17 protein-coding genes are annotated in these 20,801 nt (G+C 40.7%); 14 read left to right on the forward strand and 3 right to left on the reverse strand.

Annotation, left to right across the window (positions count from 1 at the left end; translation table 11 throughout):
* Window positions 1-3 precede the first annotated feature (3 nt).
* On the forward strand, window positions 4-5,913 hold the full coding sequence (locus H5160_RS06290) for an Ig-like domain-containing protein (RefSeq protein WP_310736668.1): 5,910 nt from the start codon (window positions 4-6) through the stop codon (window positions 5,911-5,913).
* Between the two features lie 178 nt (window positions 5,914-6,091).
* On the opposite strand, the gene flgN is transcribed toward H5160_RS06290, so the two are convergent.
* The 3 genes from flgN to flgA form a co-directional block, all read right to left on the reverse strand.
* The gene (flgN, locus tag H5160_RS06295) at window positions 6,092-6,523 is read right to left on the reverse strand and encodes a flagellar protein FlgN (RefSeq protein ID WP_024595784.1); all 432 of its coding nucleotides are present in this window, start codon (window positions 6,521-6,523) and stop codon (window positions 6,092-6,094) included.
* Window positions 6,516-6,836 (reverse strand): flagellar biosynthesis anti-sigma factor FlgM, encoded by a 321-nt coding sequence (flgM, locus tag H5160_RS06300; RefSeq protein WP_002959436.1) that lies wholly within the window; start codon window positions 6,834-6,836, stop codon window positions 6,516-6,518. Before flgM ends, flgN begins: the two co-directional genes overlap by 8 nt.
* 76 nt (window positions 6,837-6,912) lie before the next feature.
* Window positions 6,913-7,620: a flagellar basal body P-ring formation chaperone FlgA gene (gene flgA, locus H5160_RS06305; protein WP_182737089.1), complete on the reverse strand. Its 708-nt coding sequence runs from the start codon at window positions 7,618-7,620 to the stop codon at window positions 6,913-6,915.
* Between the two features lie 140 nt (window positions 7,621-7,760).
* On the opposite strand from flgA, the gene H5160_RS06310 reads away from it, so the two are divergent.
* From H5160_RS06310 to flgL, 13 genes are all read left to right on the forward strand, one after another.
* A complete protein-coding gene (locus H5160_RS06310) occupies window positions 7,761-8,693 on the forward strand; it encodes a chemotaxis protein CheV (RefSeq protein WP_002959434.1) in 933 nt (310 codons plus the stop codon).
* 20 nt (window positions 8,694-8,713) lie between these two features.
* Complete coding sequence (locus H5160_RS06315) at window positions 8,714-9,544, forward strand: protein-glutamate O-methyltransferase CheR (RefSeq protein ID WP_138488696.1); 831 nt, start codon at window positions 8,714-8,716, stop codon at window positions 9,542-9,544.
* Window positions 9,545-9,689: 145 nt separating this feature from the next.
* Entirely contained in the window at window positions 9,690-10,097 is a 408-nt protein-coding gene (flgB, locus tag H5160_RS06320) for a flagellar basal body rod protein FlgB (protein ID WP_182737090.1), read from the forward strand.
* 5 nt (window positions 10,098-10,102) lie between these two features.
* Complete coding sequence (gene flgC, locus H5160_RS06325; protein WP_002959429.1) at window positions 10,103-10,534, forward strand: flagellar basal body rod protein FlgC; 432 nt, start codon at window positions 10,103-10,105, stop codon at window positions 10,532-10,534.
* A 13-nt stretch (window positions 10,535-10,547) separates the two neighbouring features.
* A complete protein-coding gene (locus H5160_RS06330) occupies window positions 10,548-11,228 on the forward strand; it encodes a flagellar hook assembly protein FlgD (protein ID WP_002959427.1) in 681 nt (226 codons plus the stop codon).
* Between the two features lie 60 nt (window positions 11,229-11,288).
* On the forward strand, window positions 11,289-12,659 hold the full coding sequence (gene flgE / locus H5160_RS06335) for a flagellar hook protein FlgE (protein ID WP_182695488.1): 1,371 nt from the start codon (window positions 11,289-11,291) through the stop codon (window positions 12,657-12,659).
* A gap of 157 nt (window positions 12,660-12,816) precedes the next feature.
* A complete protein-coding gene (locus H5160_RS06340; protein ID WP_024589964.1) occupies window positions 12,817-13,560 on the forward strand; it encodes a flagellar basal body rod protein FlgF in 744 nt (247 codons plus the stop codon).
* A 21-nt stretch (window positions 13,561-13,581) separates the two neighbouring features.
* Window positions 13,582-14,370 (forward strand): flagellar basal-body rod protein FlgG, encoded by a 789-nt coding sequence (gene flgG, locus H5160_RS06345; protein WP_002959420.1) that lies wholly within the window; start codon window positions 13,582-13,584, stop codon window positions 14,368-14,370.
* A 16-nt stretch (window positions 14,371-14,386) separates the two neighbouring features.
* Window positions 14,387-15,070 carry a flagellar basal body L-ring protein FlgH gene (flgH, locus tag H5160_RS06350; protein ID WP_002959418.1) on the forward strand — a complete coding sequence of 228 codons (684 nt, stop codon included), beginning with the start codon at window positions 14,387-14,389 and terminating at the stop codon, window positions 15,068-15,070.
* Window positions 15,071-15,081: 11 nt separating this feature from the next.
* On the forward strand, window positions 15,082-16,176 hold the full coding sequence (locus tag H5160_RS06355; RefSeq protein ID WP_182732721.1) for a flagellar basal body P-ring protein FlgI: 1,095 nt from the start codon (window positions 15,082-15,084) through the stop codon (window positions 16,174-16,176).
* A gap of 166 nt (window positions 16,177-16,342) precedes the next feature.
* The gene (flgJ, locus tag H5160_RS06360) at window positions 16,343-17,359 is read left to right on the forward strand and encodes a flagellar assembly peptidoglycan hydrolase FlgJ (protein WP_182695487.1); all 1,017 of its coding nucleotides are present in this window, start codon (window positions 16,343-16,345) and stop codon (window positions 17,357-17,359) included.
* A gap of 1 nt (window position 17,360) precedes the next feature.
* Window positions 17,361-19,364, forward strand: coding sequence for a flagellar hook-associated protein FlgK (gene flgK / locus H5160_RS06365; protein ID WP_182737092.1), 2,004 nt, complete (start codon window positions 17,361-17,363; stop codon window positions 19,362-19,364).
* A gap of 2 nt (window positions 19,365-19,366) precedes the next feature.
* Window positions 19,367-20,620: a flagellar hook-associated protein FlgL gene (gene flgL, locus H5160_RS06370; RefSeq protein ID WP_182737093.1), complete on the forward strand. Its 1,254-nt coding sequence runs from the start codon at window positions 19,367-19,369 to the stop codon at window positions 20,618-20,620.
* Window positions 20,621-20,801 lie beyond the last annotated feature (181 nt).

Genomic DNA, 20,801 nt, shown 5'->3' on the forward strand with positions numbered 1-20,801 from the left:
ACTGTGACAGGCACCAGTGATGCACCTAACAGCACCATCACGGTGACGTTTACAGATGCAGCAAATGCTACTCAAAGCATTGATGTACAAACCGATGCCAATGGTAACTGGAGTGCGACACCAACAGGCACATTAGCCGAAGGGAATTATAGCGTTAGCGCCAGCATCACTGATGCAGCGGGCAACACAGGTACAGGTACAGACAGTGGCGAAGTAGACGTAACTGCTCCTGAACTTGAAATTATTCCATCGTTTTTATTAGGTAATTTAGTTTCTCTTTCGGGGGATTCTGATTTACCAGGAGGCTCTGTAATCACTATTACAGAGTACCTAGTTGGTGGGTTAGTTGGCGCAACTTATACAGCAACGACAAATCCTGATGGTACCTGGGGGCTTGCAAACATAACAGTACCTTTACTAAACCTTGCCTATGTGACTGCCAGTGCAACGGATGCCGCTGGTAATGTCAGAACAATCAATACGCTTGATTTTGATAACGTAGCGCCAGAACTAACCGTTAGTGTTGATGCTTTATCTAATGACAGTACGCCAGTAATTAGCGGCACCACCGATATGGGGCAAGGCACTGTAATTAATATAACCGTGACTGATAGTGAAGGAGAAAGCCAAGCGTTTACTGCGACAGTTCAAGCCGGTGGCGACTGGTCTGTTGCTGTACCTGCAGAGCTAGCGCAAGGTCAATACACTGTTGTTGCAGAGGTTAGAGACAGTGTTGGTAATTTAACAACGCAGCAGGCTCAAGGTGAAATAGATAGCGTTGCTCCTTCATTAATTGTGAACGAAGTTAACGCGACAATAGATACAACCCCTACAATTTCAGGCACGAGTAATGAGATTGGTGCTGATGTAACCATCCTTATCGGCGGTCAAACACTAACAGCAACAGTGGGTATTGATGGCAATTGGCAAGTAGATGTCCCCGTAGCACTTGTTGATGGTGATTATACGGCTCAAGTAAGTGTTACCGATGATGCTAATAATACCAGCAGCACGACTATTGATTTAATAATTGATACCCAAGTACCTGTTATTGTACTTAATGACACAACTGTATTTAACACTAATACACCAATTATAAGTGGTACTTCAACTGAACCACAGAATACGGTGGTCGATATAGTTATTACAGATAAAAACGGTGATATACATACTTTAACCGCAATAGTTGATGCTAACGGCGATTGGCAAGTTACGGCGCCAAGCTTGCCAGATGGCAATTATGATGTAGAGGTAAGTATTACCGATGATGCTGGCAATCAAGGAGTGGATACAGGCTCGAGCTTTATTGATACTCAAGCACCAAGTATTACTATAAACGCATTAGGTACAATTAATGACAGCACGCCAACTATTTCAGGCACATCCAATGAACCTGAAAACACGAGTATTACAGTAACTGTGACCGATGCAGATAGTACCGAGACTTACACAACTGTTGTTGGTGCAGGTGGTGCTTGGACTGTAGATATTACAGATGCACTGACTGATGGTGAAGTTGCAGTTTCTGCAAGTGTTACTGATGCCGCAGGGAATGAATCAGTTGCAAATAGTACCGCAATGTTAAATACCAATGCGCCTACAATTAATATTAATACAATTATTGATACAAACGATCAAACACCAGCAATATCAGGCACAAGTAGTGCGGCAGATAACACAGAAATCACGGTTGTTATAACTGACGTTAATAACGTTTCACATACTGTAACTACAACTGTGGTAGGTGGGATTTGGAGTGTTGATGCGACAGATATTCTACCTGAAGGTGAATTTACTGTTTCGGCAAGTGTAACTGAAGGAGGCTTAACGAGTAATACAACAGGTAGCGGTGTTATCGATTTAACTCCACCAGCCCTTAATATTACACCGCTTACAATTTCAAATGATACAACGCCAACAATTTCAGGCACAACTACAGCTCCACAAGGCGCCATAGTCGCTATTTTAATTACAGATAGCTTAGGTGTAGAGCAAACGGTTAATGCTACTGTTGGTGCAAATGGCACATGGTCAGTCGCTGCAAGTACAGAGTTGAGCGAGGGCACTTACACGGTTTTAGCTTCAACAACAGATACTGCAGGTAATCCTGTAAACACAAGTATTACAGGGGAAGTTGATATAACAGCACCTGTTGTGACCATTAACGATATTGTTGGAAGTACAGACCTAACCCCGGGTATTTCTGGAGGTGTGACAGGTGCCAATGTGGGTGATGCTGTTGCTGTGGTATTTACCGATGCACTCGGGAATAAGCATACTGTAAATACAACTGTTCAAACGGGTGGTATATGGTCTGTAGAGGCAAGTAGTTCTCTTTCACAAGGAGATTATTCAGTTGAAGTATTTGTTACTGACAGCGCGGGTAATACCGGGGACGCAACAGATACAGCAACTATTGATACAATTGCTCCCGAAATTAGTATTGATCAAAGTTCATTAATACTAACTCAAGATGGCACTCCATTAATTAGTGGCACATCAAACGAGCCAAATACAAACGTTATAGTTACGTTTACGGACTCAGCTGGCGCATCGCATCAAATTACCGTTCAAACGGATGCTAATGGAGACTGGCAAGCCGCTGCAGACAACGTATTAGCAGAAGGTGTTTACAGTGTTTCGGCAACGATTACTGATAGCGCAGGAAATACCTCTGTTGATAGTAAAACGGGTGGCGAAGTAGATACAGTAGGGCCAGAGCTTACTATTGTGCCTTCGTTCGTGTTAGGGCAGCTTGTATCTTTATCTGGTACTTCTGATTTAGGTGAAGGTAAAACAGTCACTGTTAATTTAGAATTAGCAGGTGATTTGGCTAACTTAACATACGATGTAACAACTGATGCCAATGGCGATTGGGTGTTATTAGGCCTAGCGGTTAATATTATTGGCTTATCGGTTGTTGAAGCCTCTGCAACTGATGAAGCGGGTAACACCACCACTATTACAACTGCAGATGTAGATGCTTCAACGCCGTTACTTAATGCGGTGGTTGACTTTGTAACTGGCGAGGGAGATTTACCAATAATTAGCGGTACGACCGACCAAGCCCCAGGCACAGAAGTGCTAGTGAGAGTGGTAGATAGCGATAACATAGCACAAGATTTGGTTGCCATAGTGCAGGCAGATAATTCATGGGCTGTACAGGTTCCTCAATCACTTGCTCAGGGCGTGTTTACTGTAACTGTAAATGTATTAAGTGAAGTCGGAATAACAGCTACACAGCTTATAAGCAGTGTAGTAGATACCATCTCGCCAACGCTTAATTTGCAAGTGATTGGTACAACGTCAGATTCTACTCCAATTATTCAAGGGACTAGCGATTTAATTAATGGTGTGGTAGAGATTCAGCTGGATGGAGGCTCAGTACTAACAACAACAGTGAATGCAGCAGGGCTATTTTCACTGGAAGTTGATGCGCTGACTGAAGGACAGCATGTTGCCAACGTCAGTATCACTGATGATGCCGGCAATGTAGTAACACAAACGCTCGAGTTTGTTGTTGATACGTTAGTACCTGTGGTAGATATTTTACCGTTGAGCATCAGCAATACTGACATTCTAACTATTTCTGGTACTTCTGAAGAAGCTCAAGGCACAGACATTGATGTAACTGTGATAGATAGTAACGGGAACGCAACAGTATTTGATGCCCTTGTTGGTAGCGATGGCACGTGGTCATTAGTAACCACTAGTCTACCTGATGGTATATATAGTGTATTCGCAAGTATTACTGATGCTGCGGGTAATGTAGGCCAGTCTGTTACTGAGCAAGTGACGATTGATACCATACCGCCATCGTTAGAAATAGACGCCTTTGGTGTACTTAATACATTAACGCCTACTATTACTGGCACCAGTGACGAAGAAATAGGTAGCTTAATTACGGTTAATGTTACCGACTCTACAAACACACTTTATGAAGTTACCACAACGGTATTAGGAGATGGCACGTGGTTTGTTGTTACCCCTTTACTTGCTGAGGGCGATTTAACCATAGAAGCTATTAGTATTGATGATGCTGGAAATATAGCCACAGTAACGCAAACTGGCACTGTTAGTACCACTTTACCGAGCCTACTAATCAATCCAATAATAGATACAAGCGATACAACCCCTACTATTAGTGGTACTACCGATGTAATAAACGGTAATGTAGAAGTCGTTATTACTGACAGTGACGGTACCGCTACCACTTATAATACAACGGCTATAGCAGGTATGTGGACTCTAATACCTACAACACCATTAGCTGAAGGCGCCTTTACTGTAAGTGCTACAGTTGAAGACTTAGGGCTTTCAAGCTCTACAAGTCTTGGTGGAATAATTGATTTAACACCACCAACAGTTGAAGTTGATCAATTATCTGTAACCAATAACCCGCTACCGACTATAACAGGTATAAGTGATGCACCAGCAGGTACAAATGTGAGTGTTGTTATTACTGATGCTAATAACGATTCACAAACTATTACCGCTCAAGTTTCAGGAAATGGCACATGGTCAGTAACAGCTACCACCGCGCTTAGTGAAGGTGGTTTTAGTGCTACTGCGACAGTGAGTGATGCTGCGGGTAACTCATCAAGCGATACTATGGTTTCAAGCACAGACTACACAGCGCCAACTGTAGTCATAGATCCAATATTGGTAGGGCAAGATACAACGCCTACTGTTACGGGGTCAGTTACTGGAAGCTTTGCAGGTGCAGCGGTTATAGTTATGTTTACTGATTCAGCTGGTGCCACTCACAATGTTCAAACAACAGTTGGAGCTGATGGGACGTGGAGTGTGACATCAGCAGAAGTACTTCCTGAGGGCAACTACAGCGTAGATGTAAGCATTGCTGATGGTGCAGGTAATATCGGTACGCAATCATCAAGTAGCGCAATTGACTCAGGTATTACAATTGACTCGGGGTTAGAGCTAACCGCAGATCAAACACCGCTTGTTACGGGGACTGCCGCTCCAGGTGAGTCTGTAACTGTTACCTTTAATGGTCCAACTGAAAGTATTGTATTAATAAAAACTGTTAATGCATCGGGTGTATGGAGTGCTACAGCTAATACTGACTTAGCTGATGGGGAGTACACAGTAACAGCCGTAGCAACTGATACATCAGGTAATACAACTTCAAGCGGTAGTATATCTGGATTGGTTATTGATACCACGCCAATAGGTTTTGAGGTTACTGATTTTAGATCAGCATTAGGTCTTTTACTCCCATCAGTTGAAGGAACAACAGAACCAGATACTGAAGTGTATATTATTGGCTCTTCATTATTGGGTGTTAATTTACTCGGTCTAGATTTAGATGTACTAGATAATGCAGGAAGTTTTACTTCTGATAGCAATGGAAATTGGGGAGGCTTTCTAAATTTACTCAATCTAAACATAGGTGGAGGAGAGCAATTCTACTTTGTAACTGTAGATGAAGTTGGAAACTACTTAATCAAAAATACTGACAACGCAATAGAAGGTACGGGAAATATTTACGTTAATGGAGCAAGCGCTGCTTCTGGCGATACAATCCCTGCATTATTTAGTGAAGAATCTTCATTAGGCGATACAACCCCTAATGAGGTTTCAAGCAGCAACGTATTAAGCACTGAAACGATTGATTTAGGTAACTTGAGTGGTCTATCAACACCTGAGCAAACGGTGCAAATGAGTTCGGCGGAGCCGCTTAATATTAATGACGTAATCATTGATGAAGATGCAGAGCAGCTTATAGCGCTAAATACACTGGTTGAGGATGAAGGCTCTGCAATTGCTTATACTCCAGCTCAAAGTGGAGGAAGCATTGATGCAGCAGCACCTGCGGTTGATGTACAAAATCAATCGGAAGAGATGATTAAACACTTAATTGAAAGTAGTAATAATCAAACGGATATTTAATATCAATAAAGCCCTCTTAATTATTTTTTAAGGGGGCTTACATTATTAAGCAAATTGATATTATTTGACTTGGTCATAATAAATCCTAAATGTGTAAACACATTTCAGGACGAGACAAGGACATTAAAAAAGCCTTATTGATAAATCAATAAGGCTTTTTTAATGTAAAATTTTGGGCTTACGCTTTTAAATTACGAACCAGTTTACTCTCGGTATTTACAGATTTACCGGCTTGGTCGTAGGTCATTGACGTTGGTGCGCCAATTAATATCTCTTTTAATTGTTTAACACTAAGTTGTGCTTGACGGGCAGCATGAGCATTAACATTATTTTGTTTTTGGCATTGTGCAAGTTGAGTTTTAACTTGGCTTATTAGCTCAGATATTTCAGGATTTTGTGAATCGTTACTGGCAATTAGCTTACTTAGCTCTTTATCTAGAGTGCTTAGCTTAGTTAAAAAAGACATTTTTTGTTGGGCAATTTCTTTTAAACCAGCACCACGTCGTGAGGCAATAGCAGTAAGCTCATCGTTTAATAGCGTATGTAAAGAGTCTAAACAACTTACTTGTTGGTTCAGCTTTACGCTAATTAAACTATTATGATCAGCCATACACGTTAAACTCAAAATCAGCTAAGTTTTTAGCAAGCTTTTCACTATCCACTTGGTATTTACCTTCAGTTATTGCTTTTTTTAGCTCAGCAACTTTATCGCTGTCAAAGCCAGGCGATTGCTGCGCTTTATCTTGAAGCGTTTTTAATTGCTGTGCCTGCGGCGTTAAACTTACAGAATCACTAGCAGCTTTTGGCGAAGGGGCCTGAGCAGCTTGTGTATTTGCGTTATCTTTTTTTAAATCAACTTGTTGCTGCTTTGCATTTGTAAGCGCATTAGCTTGTTGATTACTGCCATTAACTTGATTAACCATAATAATAAACCCGTATATTACCCAACTTATGCCATGTTATCGGCATATACGTGGGATACTTTAGTATAAATCTAAATTAAATATTCACTTGAACAGACTCTACACCATCTACTCGCGCATTTAAAACTTTACCTGATTTTTTGTTTTTTATTTGTATCTGTTCGCCCAAAGTACCGTCTTCTAAAGCAATACCTGTGGTTTTAATTCTAAGGCCTCTGAGATTAGCGTAAATATTAACAGAGTCACCTTTGCACACCATACAAATTTGGTTTAGTAATACTGGCATACCACTTCTAATATTTCGTTTACTTCTGCTGCCTATTAGCATTGTGGGATCATCTAAGTACTGTATTCGTACAAAGTGAGTTGGTTTCATTTCAATACTTAAATGCGACTTAGTTATTACTTCACCGCGGGTTAAATTAGCAGTGGCAACAACAACTGGGGCCATTTCAACAACTCTTACATGAACGTATTGAGCCCACGTTTGAGCATCATTGCACTTGGCTTGTAAGGTTACTTGGCGGTTAAATGGTGGCTCATCGGATGTTGATAATTCAAGCTCTGTATTACAGACACGATCAGGAATGCGACTGTCTAAAGGCAGAGCACTTAATTGAGTATTAGTATTTTGTAATGTACCAATTTGCTTAGCTATGTAAGCAACGGCTATGTCTTGTAATAAATCTTTACTAAACACTTTAGCTTGCAAAGGGAATACAAAGCACAAGCTAGTAACAAAATAAAAAACACTGTATCTTCTGATTTTTTTTAACAAACTCATAATGTTTCGACTATGCTTATGGTTTCAAACAGGGTATAAATATTTTGCGTCAAAAAGTAGACGCACCCGCGATGTTATGTAGCTTTATAAATAGAAAGCAATTATCGTTCCGTATTATTTGTTTTCTTTAGGAGATTTGAATGGCAGGCATTTTAGACTCAGTAAACCAACGCACACAGTTGGTTGGGCAGAACCGCCTAGAATTACTTTTATTTAAGCTCAGAGGGCGTCAGCGTTTTGGTATTAATGTATTTAAAGTGAGAGAAGTGCTGCAATGCCCTCCACTAACAAGCATGCCAAAATCTAATCCGTATATTCGTGGTGTTGCACATATTCGTGGTCAAACCATTTCGGTTATTGATTTATCAATGGCTGTAGGTGGGCGCCCAATCGACAACATTAAAGACAGCTTTATAATCATTGCTGAATACAATCGCTCTGTGCAAGGGTTTTTAGTGGGCGGAGTTGAACGTATTGTAAATATGAATTGGGAAAAAATAATGCCACCGCCATCAGGCGCCGGACGTTATTCATATTTAACGGCAGTGACCGAAATCGAAAATGAATTAGTCGAGATTCTCGATGTAGAAAAAATTCTCAACGAAATTTGTCCAGTAAACACAGAAGTAAGTGCTGAAGTTGCACAAAGTGGCGATATTCAAAGAGATTTAGGCGAACGTATCGTATTTATTGCAGATGACTCTGCTGTTGCCCGTAATCAAGTTAAACGAGCCTTAGAGCCGCTAGGTGTTCAAACAGAGCTTGCTAAAAATGGTAAGGAAGCTTTAATTAGGCTTAAAGAAATAGCAGAGCTTGATTGTAAAAATGATATTACAGAGCGAGTAGCATTACTTATCTCAGACGTTGAAATGCCTGAAATGGACGGCTATACCTTAACAGCTGAAATAAAAGCAGATCCCAAACTTGCACCTTTGCATGTTATTTTGCATACCTCTTTGAGTGGTGTTTTTAACCAAGCGATGATTGAAAAAGTAGGGGCAGATGACTTTATTGCTAAATTTAACCCAGATGAATTAGCAACAGCGGTTAAAAAGTGGGTTCATTGTGATTAACAAAAATAGGTGCTACTAACTTGAATAATAAAGATTTGCAGCAAAGTGAATACGACCAGTTTCGTTCGTTTTTAGAGCAGCAATGCGGCATTGTTTTAGGTGAAAATAAACAGTATTTAGTTAAAAGCCGACTTGCTCCGTTAATGACTCGATTTAATGTGGGATCTTTATCGGAATTGGTTAGTAAAACTCTCGGGCCTCACGAGCGGCAATTAAGAGCCGCTGTGGTTGATGCAATGACCACCAACGAAACTTTGTGGTTTAGAGATCAATACCCATTTGAGTTGCTCCAAAACAAGCTTTTCCCTGAATTTAAAGATTTAAGAAGGCCTTTAAAAATTTGGTCTGCTGCCAGTTCGTCAGGCCAAGAACCTTATTCAATAGCTATGTCGGTTGCTGAATTTAATGCTAAGCAACCAGGTGTGCTTCGTATGGGGGCACAAATTATCGGTACCGACATATCTAATACCATGCTTGATATGTGTAAAAATGCAGAGTATGACGCGCTGGCACTCGCCAGAGGGTTATCTGCAGAGCGTCGTAAAAAGTTTTTTAAAGACAGCGGCAACGGTATGGCACAAGTAAACGATACAATAAAAAAACAAGTTAGTTTTAGGCATTTAAATCTGCTTGATTCTTACGCGTTAATGGGCAAGTTTGATATTATTTTTTGCCGAAATGTACTAATTTATTTTGCGCCTGAAATAAAAGCTAAAATTATTAACCAGTTTGCACAAGCGTTAAATCCAAACGGTTACCTATTTTTAGGCGCGTCAGAGTCCCTAACTGGGCTAAGCACTGAATTTGATATGGTTAGGTGCAACCCTGGTATTATTTACCAAAAGAAGTAATTAAGCTAACTTCCTTCCCTAAAACGACGCACCTAGCGTCGTTTTTCTATTTAGATACATAGCCTTATAAAAATATAGCACTCCCTAATATTAATGGCTTATTTTTTGCTTTATTAATGGGTAAGTCAATTTTTTGGAGAAGGTTATGGCTATCAGTTTTGATAAAGCATTAGGTGTGCATCCGCAAGCCATGTTGATCCGTTCACAGCGAGCAGAATTAATTGCAACTAATATAGCTAACGCTGATACGCCTGGCTATAAAGCAAAAGATATTGATTTTGCCTCTGCATTAAAAGCGGCAAGGTCAACCCAGCAAAGCGGCAATACTATGGTAAGAACTAATGATAAACACATTGGTGGAGGTACTCATAGTATGGGCAGTTCAGAATTATTTCGTTTGCCAAATCAATCAGATACTGGTGATGGTAACTCGGTTGATATACAAGTGGAACGAAACTTGTATACACAGAATGCTATGGAGTATCAGGCCAGCTTGCAATTTTTAAGTGGCAAATTTAAAGGCCTGAATAAAGCTCTCGGTAGTCAAGGATAAAAATTATGAGTTTATATAATGTTTTCGATATTGCAGGTTCGGGTATGAGCGCACAAAACGTTCGCTTAAATACTACAGCTAGTAATATTTCTAATGCTAACACCATTAGTTCATCTCAAGACAAAACGTACCGAGCGCGCCAACCTGTATTTGCGGCTGAGCTAACAAAGGCTTCAGCATCAGTAAGTAACCAGCAGGGCTCCGCAGTTGGTGTTAAAGTTTTGGGCATTGTTGAAAGCGATGCACCATTACAAATTGAATATAACCCAAACCATCCAAGTGCGGATGAAAATGGCTATATCTATAAACCCAACGTTAATGTTGTAGAGGAGATGGCAAATATGATTTCTGCCTCTCGTTCTTACCAAACAAACGTGCAAGTTGCTGATGCAGCTAAGCAAATGCTAAGTAAAACACTGTTGCTAGGGCAGCGGTAACCGAGGGTAGGTTATGAGTAACGATATTAGTACATCTTCATCCTATTTAGACTCTATACGCTGGCAAGAGCAACAAGTTGCTACCAGTGATAATGAGAGTGATGCGTTAACACAAGAAGACTTTTTCTCTTTGTTAACTCAGCAATTATCGTATCAGGATCCCAGTAACCCTGCGGATAATGACCAAATGATTGCTCAAATGACTAGCTTTACGATGGCGCAAGGGATTACAGATTTAAATACTAATTTTGAATCTTTAGCCTCTTCAATGACATCTAATTCAGCACTGCAAGCATCTACACTTGTAGGCAAACAAGCTTTACTAGAGTCAAACACCCTGGATTTAAATGAAACAGGTGATGCCAGAGGCTCTGCAGTGGCAGAAGAAGCCGTTGATAACTTAAAAATTAAAGTTACTGATGCATCAGGTCAGCTAGTAAGAACTATTGATATGGGTTCTCAGCCAGCAGGTGCGGTACGTTTTGCGTGGGATGGCAAAAATGAAGCTGGTGAGCGTTTACCTGAAGGTGAATATTCAGTAACCGCCGAAGGAAGTACTGACGGTGAATTTTCAAGCTTACCCATTGCTACGTTCAAGAACATTGAAAGCGTTAATATTAATGGCTCAAGTGGCATTATTATTAACACTAAAGAAGGTGCGGTTAGGCTGACAGACGTCGCAGAAATCGCGTAATAAATTTTAATTATACTTCGCCTGTCAGCAGGCTAAATATTAACAGGTTAGAGGTGAATTATGAGCTTCAATATTGCATTAACTGGCTTAGCTGCCGCACAAAAAGATTTAGACGTAACTGCAAATAACATTGCAAACGTTAATACCACAGGTTTTAAAGAGTCACGCGCTGAGTTTGCCGATGTTTATGCATCGTCAGTATTTAGCTCTGGTAAGACTAAAAATGGTGACGGTGTGCAAACAACCATGGTTGCGCAGCAGTTTCATCAAGGCTCACTACAATTTACAAATAACTCACTTGATTTAGCAATCACTGGTGAAGGTTATTTTGCGATGACTGACGATTTATCTTCGCAAGATTTAACATATACACGTGCAGGTGCATTTAAGCTTAACCAAGATAACTTTATGGTTGACGCAAAAGGTAACTTTTTACAAGCATTCCCTGTTGACTCATCTACAGGTGATACAACGTCGGTAAGTTTGAGCACAACTGATCCAATTCAAATCCCTGATTCGTCTGGTTCTCCTCGCGCAACCGAAAATGTATTTTTGTCGTTTAACTTAGATGCAACGGCGGATCCAACAGGTCTAGATTTTGACCCTACATCCAGTGGTACTTATAACTCATCTACGTCAACAACAGTATATGATTCACTAGGTGAACCTCACATTTTACAATACTTTTTTGCCAAAGAAGATGATGCCGCAGCAGGTGGTATAGATAACAGTTGGAAAGTATATGCAACTCTCGATGGCAAAGTAGTTGATGGCACAACTGGTGGAGAACAAACAACGACACCTTATACACCACTGACCACCCTAGGTTTTGACTCAAGTGGTTTACCATCAACAACAGGTGGTGTGGCAAATACAAATACAACTACTTTTGATGAAATATTACTACCAGCGGGTTCTGGTGCTGGTTTATCAACATTACTAGACAATGGTGCAACTTTCCCAGGTACTGGTATTGAGCTTAACTGGCGCGATGAAAATAACACGGCTGGACGTATCCCAACTCAGTATTCAAGTGGTTTTGAAGTAAAAGCACTCGATCAAGATGGCTCAACAGTAGGTCGTTTAGCCGGAATTGATATAGGAACAGACGGTAAAATTGTCGCTTCTTACAGTAACGGTGACTCAACATTCCTAGGGCAAGTGGCTATGGTGCGTTTTCCTAACTCACAAGGGTTATCACAAGTGGGTGATACAAGCTGGAAGCAAAGTATTGATTCAGGTGAACCTGTAGCGGGTGAAGCCGGTTCGGGTACGTTTGGTGGAATTAACTCATCAGCCCTTGAGCAATCAAATACTAATCTTACAAACGAGCTTGTAGACTTAATTACTGCACAGCGTAATTACCAAGCAAACTCACGTGCGCTTGAAGTTAACTCAACTATTCAGCAAAGTATTTTGCAGATTCGATAAGCTAAACCCCATTAAATATATTAGGCTGCATTTTTGCAGCCTTTTTTATAAGTCCTCTTTGCAAGCCCTTCTAAATACCTCTCAATGTTGCGTCAAATTTAATCTGGCATCTATTTTGCATTTGTAAGTTCAGAGATTTTTTATGTGAGTCGATACTATGGACAAAATGGTCTACATTGCGGCCTCTGGCGCTAAGCAAAGCCTACAAGGGCTTGCTTTAAAAGCCAATAATTTGGCAAATGCAAATACAACGGGTTTTAAAGCTGACTTTGCGCAGGCGCGTTCTATGCAAGCGTTTGGCGAAGGTTTGCCTACACGTGTATTTTCAATGCAAGAGCGTCCGGGTTCTAACATGGTATCGGGTGGCATTGTTCAAACCGGGCGAGACTTAGATATCGCAATGAGCGATAACGCATGGCTTGCTGTGCAAGATGCCTCCGGTAATGAAGCTTACACAAAAGTGGGTACGTTAAACATTACTGCTCAAGGCATGCTCGTAACCAGCCACGGTCGTCAAGTTATTGGCGAAGGGGGACCTGTTATTTTACCCGTCCCAGTCGAAAAAATAGGGTTTAGCCAAGATGGCGCTATTCAAGTTCGACCACAAGGCGCTCCTGCTAACTTTTTAGAAGAAATCGACACGCTTAGAGTTGTTGAAGCAAATAGCTCACAGCTCGAAAAAGGTAACGACGGTTTATTTAGACCAAAAGCAAATGTAACAGTAGATACCTCTGCCAATGTAAAAGTTTTAAGTGGTTCGCTTGAAATGTCGAATGTGAATCCGGTTCACGAAATGGTCGACATGATAAGCCACCAGCGCCAATTTGAATTACAAGTGAAATTAATGAAAACAGCTGAAGAAATTGACGAGCGTCAAGATCAGTTATTACGCATAGTTTAACTTTAAAGTGAGGACACGATTATGAATCCAGCATTGTGGATCAGTAAAACGGGGCTAGACGCTCAACAAACCGATATATCGGTTATCTCAAATAATTTAGCGAATGCCAGTACCGTAGGTTACAAAAAAAGCCGCGCTATATTTGAAGATTTACTTTATCAAAATATTAATCAACCAGGTGGTCGTTCATCGCAAGATACCGAAATGCCGTCGGGCTTAATGTTAGGTGCGGGTGCTAAAGTTGTAGCTAACCAAAAAGAGTTTACGCAAGGCAACATGTTGACCACCGAAAACTCACTAGATTGGATGATTTCTGGCGAAGGTTTTTTTGAAGTACTGCAACCAGATGGCAATATTGCTTACTCGCGCAATGGTCAGTTTACTACCGATGGCGATGGACGAATTGTGACATCGGGCGCAGGTTACGTTATTCAGCCAGAAATGAATGTACCAGATGACGCGCAATCAATTACGGTTTCGCAAGACGGCGAAGTATCTGTACGTGTTGCAGGCCAAGCCGATAACGTTGTAATTGGTCAGCTAACTATTAGTGACTTTATTAATCCATCGGGTCTTGAGCCAATTGGTCAAAACCTTTATACCGAAACGGCTGTAAGTGGTGCGCCTGTACAAGGTAATCCTGGTGTTGAAGGGTTAGGTAGTATTATTCAAGGCTCACTCGAAACTTCAAACGTAAATGTGACTGAAGAGCTGGTAAACCTAATAGAAACTCAGCGTATTTACGAAATGAACTCAAAAGTAATTTCGGCCGTTGACGAAATGATGAGTTATATCAATCAACAGCTTTAATAGAATAGGGGGAATTATGCGTAATATTATTTTATTTGCAGCGGGCACATTATTTTTAAGTGGCTGTATGTCTACGCAAAATAGTGAGGTAGTGCAGGACGACCCTTACTACGCACCTATGTACCCCGAGCCTATCTTAGAGCCGCTGGTAGCCACAGGTTCACTGTTTAATACTCATACATCAAACGACTTATATTCCGATAAAAAAGCGCTACGTACTGGCGATATAATTACGGTTAAATTGCAAGAGTCTACTCAAGCAACAAAAGCCGCTAAAACAGAAACAGACAAAGAAACTGACGCAAGCTTAGACCCAGTGATTGGCTTAGGTGGTCTACCTGTAAATATAGGTGGCGATAGTATCCAGTTTGGTATTGGTAGTGATTCGTCGTTTACGGGTGATTCAAAATCAAACCAGTCAAACAGCTTAGTGGGCGATATTTCGGTTAATGTAATGCGCGTTTTACCTAACGGTAATTTAGTTATACGCGGCGAAAAATGGCTAACGCTTAATACCGGCGAAGAGTTTATTCGTTTAGAAGGGCTAGTACGCCCTCAAGACGTAAGCGCCGATAATACGGTTGAATCAAATCGTATTGCTAATGCACGTATTCAATACTCAGGTAAAGGGCAAACGCAAGAGGCGCAAAGTCCTGGTTGGCTTACACGTTTCTTTAGCAGTTCGCTGTTTCCATTTTAGAGGGTAACAACATGAATAGCCTTAAAGCTTTATGTTTAGTTGTGTTATTAGGTTGGCAGTTTACTGCCAGTGCTGAGCGCATAAAAGATGTGTCTATGGTTGAAGGCGTACGCTCTAACCAATTAGTCGGTTATGGCTTAGTAGTTGGTTTGCCAGGCACTGGCGAGCAAAACTCATACACACAACAAAGTTTTAGAGGCATGTTAAACAGCTTTGGTATTACGCTACCTTCAACTCAAAGTCCTAAAATTAAAAATGTTGCCGCTGTTGCTGTACATGCAGAATTACCTGCATTTAGAAAACCCGGGCAAACAATAGATATAACGGTTTCTTCTATTGGTAGTGCAGGCAGCTTACGTGGTGGTACTTTACTACAAACTTTTTTAAAGGGTGTAGACGGTAACGTGTATGCAATTGCACAAGGTAGTTTAATTGTTGGTGGCTTAGGTGCACAAGGTCTTGATGGCAGTAGAGTTGTAATTAACACCCCTACAGTTGGTCGTATACCAAATGGTGCAACAGTTGAACGCACAGTAGAAAGCCCGTTTATGCAAGGCGATTACATTACTTTTAATTTAAACCGCCCAGACTTTACAACGGCAAAACGCCTAGAAAAAACAATTAATGACTTAGTTGGCCCAAATAGCGCACAAGCAATAGATTCTGTTTCTATTCGTGTTATAGCACCACGCGATGCATCCCAGCGTGTATCGTACTTATCAACACTCGAAAACTTAGAATTTAAACCAGCTGACATGGCCGCTAAAATTATAGTTAACTCGCGCACAGGTACAATTGTGATTGGTAAAAACGTTAAGCTTCAGCCTGCGGCTATAACTCACGGTGGCTTAACAGTAACAATTGCAGAACAACAAAACGTGTCACAACCAAACCCGCTAGCAAACGGTGATACAGTTGTTACGCAGCAGAGCATTATTGATGTAAATCAAGATGACTCGCGCGCCTTTGTATTTAATCCAGGTGTAAGCCTTGACGATTTAGTTCGCGCAATTAACGAAGTAGGCGCAGCGCCTGGTGACTTAATGGCTATTTTAGAAGCACTAAAAGAAGCCGGCGCAATTAACGGACAGTTAGTTGTTATATAAATAACTCAAGCCAATAAATAACGTATTACTTAAGCCCTATATTTTTGAAATTAGGGCTTTTTATTTACAGCAACTTAAGTTTATTATTTTTATCTTCCTTGTTTTATCTGTAGTGGCTCAATTTTTGCATTTTTAACTGTATTATTCATTTTGTGTCAAAAAGCCGATGGAAACTAATCACCTCGATAAACAAAACTTTTTTGATTTAGGCAACTTAGATTCACTTCGTAAAGAAGCCTTAACGAGCGGCGATGCATCAACTGATGCCTCTAAAGCTGCGCTCAAAAAAGCGGCCGCACAATTTGAAGCTATTTTTACGCAAATGTTGCTCAAAGGAATGCGCAAAGCTAACGAAGCATTTGAAGACAAAGACAGCCCATTTAATTCAAGTGGCGTAAAGTTTTTTGAAGAAATGCACGATCAGCAACTTTCAACAGAGCTTTCATCAAATGGCTCGTTAGGCCTTGCCGATTTAATAGTTCAGCAGTTATCGCCTGAGTCTAAAAACTTTATGCCAGGCTCGGTGCTTAGAACAACCAACGATATTTTTAGCGATACGCAAGTCGGTTCCGCTCTTCCTCATGAGCAAAAAAATAAGCAATCCGATCTTATCGTTAATAACACTAAAGCCGATATTGCTGAGCCTAAAGTCGATACTGCAGAGACTAAAACCGATAGCCCAACATTTAAAAATGCAGAAGAGTTTGTAAGTTCAGTGTGGGAACACGCTAAAACGGCAGCGCAAAAAATTGGTTTAAATCCTGCGGTAATGGTTGCACAAGCGGCACTTGAAACCGGTTGGGGTAAGCACATTATTAATAAAAATGACGGTGGCAGCTCAAATAACTTATTTAATATTAAGTCAGATAAAAGCTGGGAAGGTGATAAAGCAAGCAAAGTAACGCTTGAGTTTGAACAAGGCACACCCGTTAAAAAACAAGCCAGCTTTAGAGCCTACGATTCAGTTAAAGATAGCGTGAACGACTTCGTTGATTTTTTAACGCAAAACCCACGCTACAAAGAAGCATTACAAAATACAGCAAAACCAAATGACTTTTTAGATTCATTACAAAAAGCAGGTTATGCAACCGATCCAAATTATGCCAGCAAAATAAAAAAAGTGCTCAATAGCAGTCAGCTAAAAGACATTGCGGCAAACGTGATCCGCCAAGGAGTAGAGTAACATGTCGTTTAATTTATTGAACATTGCCAGTTCTGGGGTTAGAGCAAGCTCGGAGCTACTGCAAACGACAAGTAAAAATATCGCCAATGTAAATACAGAAGGCTATGTGCGTGAGCGTACAGAGTTTACCACTATGGTTGATAACCAAGTGGGGCGAGGCGAAACATACCGATTATTAAACGAGTTTGCTCAGTCACAGCTAAATCGTGACACCTCTAATAAATCGTTTTTCGATCAGTTTATTACTGAGGCTAATCGGGTTGATACTATTTTCTCTGAAGAGTCGAACAACCTTTCGACTGGTATTAACTCTTTATTTAATAACGTGCAAGAGGCGTTAAATCAGCCTTCGTCTACTGTTGCTCGCTCATTAGTAATGACAGATGCGCAAAGTTTAATTGATCAAATGGATAGGCTTTCGGGCATCGTGCTTGATCAAAAAAGTATAGTAAACGAGCAGCTCGAAATATTTTCAGATGAAGCAAACTCACTCATTCAAAGTATTAGTACGCTAAATCAAAATATTGCAGCAGTTAATGGCACTAATAACGCCGCAGATGCCAGCTCTACCTATAACGAACGCGATAAAGCAATACGCGACTTGTCAGAGCTAATAGACATAGAAACGCTTGATGGTCCAAATGGCGAAAAACTCGTTTTTATGGGCACAGGCGAAGCGGTTGTTATGCAAAATGGCGCATTTAACTTATTTTCGATGACAGGGGATCCTGATCCTAACTTTAAAGAATTCACGCTTGACGTTAATGGTGGCAAAGCTGTGCCGCTTGAAGTTGATGTAAGCAAGCTTAAAGGCAAAATTGGCGGTTTACTTGCTTTTAGAGATGACATATTAGTCCCTGCGCAAAACCAAATTGGCCAAATGGGCTTAGCGATAGCTGATGCATTTAACGAACAAAACAAATTGGGTATGGATGCAACAGGTCAGCTAGGGGGTAATATTTTTAATATTCCTACCGTTGGCGCTTATGCGTATCAAGCTAACACGGGCACTGCTGGTATGACTGCAACGGTAGAGCCAGGTAAAGGCAGTGAACTTCCTGCTAGTGACTTTATTATTACCTATACAGGCAATGCCAACGAAGTAAGTATTCAGCCTATAGATAACAAAGGGGATCCGCTGGGGCAGCCTTCACTTGCTGATATATCGACAGGTGTTATTGATTCATCGACTATAACCTCAGGCGAATCATTTGGTCTTCAAGTAAATGTATCTGGGGCAGGTGTTGAGGGTGATCAATTTCAAATAAAGCTTAATTCAGATGCTGCTTCAAGTATTACACTTGCAACAGGGCGCGCAGAAGATTTAGCACTAGCATCGCCAATCCGTACTGCTAACGATTTAAATAATATAGGCACCGCTACTATTTCAGCGGGAGAAGTAACAAGTGTTACCTCCGGTGGCTTTACTTCAGCGCCAGGCTTAACGAATGGCGAAATAACGCTTGTTAAAACAGATAATGCTAACGAATATCAAATTACGGATAATAGCGGAACGAATACTTTTACTATTACGCCTCCTGCAAAAGGAATGTTATCGCAAGCGGGCGCTCCATTTGATACCTACGGATTCGATTTTGATATAGAAGGTACACCAGCAACAGGCGACACCTTTACACTTGAGTTTAACGAAGGCGGCTTTGATGATAACCGTAATGGTTTAAAATTAGCTGATTTACAAAATGGCGAGTTAGTACGCTTAAACGTAGAAACAACAGCAACGGCCGATAACCATAAAACGTTCAACCAAGCTTATTCAGGATTAGTGAGTGATATAGGTGTTATAACTGGCCAAGCAATCACAAGTGGGGCTGCATTTGACGCTCTAGCACAGCAATCTGAGGCATGGTATGAATCACTATCGGGTGTAAACCTTGATGAAGAGGCCGCAAATTTACTGCGTTTTCAACAATCATATTCAGCATCAGCACAAGTTTTAGCAGCAGCTCAAGAAATTTTTGACACCTTATTAAATGCGGCGAGGTAATTATGCGTTTATCAAATAATTTAATGTACCAAAACAACATAAATAAAATACTCGACAACCAACAAGGTGTTGCAAATGCTCAAGAGCGAGTAACAACAGGTGAAAAGTATTTAACCACCTCAGAAGCACCAGCTGCTATTTCGCAAGCTATGCTCTATTCAAATAAAATACAAACGAATGAGCAATATACTAAAAATATCGATCAGCTAAATGGCCGCCTAGAAACAGAAGAAAGCGTATTACAAAGCATAAATAGTAATATTCAACAAGCGCAAGAGCTCACTATTCAAGCAGGTAATGGTGCATATACTAAAGATGATTTAAAGACGTTTGCATCAGAACTTAGTGGCATTCAGCAAACGTTAGCTAACTTAATGAACACCCGCTCAGAAGACGGAAAGTTCATATTTTCAGGATACCAAGACAGCACGCAGCCATATCAGTTTGATTCTGCAGCGGGTGAGTACACCTATAATGGCGACCAAGGCCAGCACCAAATAACTATAGCTGAAGGGGTATCAATTAAAGCGAGTGATAACGGCTTTGATACGTTTGAAAAAACTAACGCGCGATTAAATGTAGAATCTAACACGGCAAGTGTTTCAGGCTCTATTACAGCGGCAAGTGTATATGTTGACGGCCAAGCTGAGTTTGACAAGTTTCATCAAGCAAATTACAACGCAGACCCAACAGCTCTAGCAACTGCAAATACATATAGTGTATTAGTAAGCCCAGGTGCTACAGCAACAGATCCACAAACCTACGAAATATACCGAGACGGCGCAGCATTAACCCCCGCAGTAACAGGTGAAGTTACTGATGAGCCTATCGATTTTGCAGGTATGAAAATTGAATTTGAAGGCACAGCACCAGGTCAACTCGATTTTAGCCTTGAAAAACCAGGCAAAGAAAACGTACTCAATACACTACAAGCACTTATTACCGGCCTTAACGATGGCACACTTGAAGGTGATGACTTTCAGCAAGTACTTGCTGATGGCTTAGTGCAATTACAAAACGCCAGTGAGCAAGTCGTGTTTACCCAAGCAAGTTTAGGTGGGCGTATGAATGCACTTGAAAGAGTAAGTGATTCAAACTTAGCACTCGACATTCAAAATAAAAGTAATCGCTCTAACTTAGTTGAAGTTGATATGGCAGAAGCTATTAGCGAACTAACTAAACAAGAAACGGCACTGCAAGCATCGCAAGCTACTTTTGGCCGTTTAACTAACCTTTCATTATTCGACTACTTATAAGCAGATTATAAGCAGAATTACCTTGCCGCTTTACCTACTTTAAAGCGGCAATACTTTGCGGCAAAAATTGGCTACAAAACCGCGGCAAAAAAATGTCACTCCCTTCTAAACCACTTCACTTTTTATTTACAATTTAATAAGCGTCATATTTATCAATAAAAACAGTATCTTAAAAATAAAT

This window comes from Pseudoalteromonas sp. SG43-4 (assembly GCF_014164325.1).
GTDB lineage: Bacteria > Pseudomonadota > Gammaproteobacteria > Enterobacterales > Alteromonadaceae > Pseudoalteromonas > Pseudoalteromonas distincta.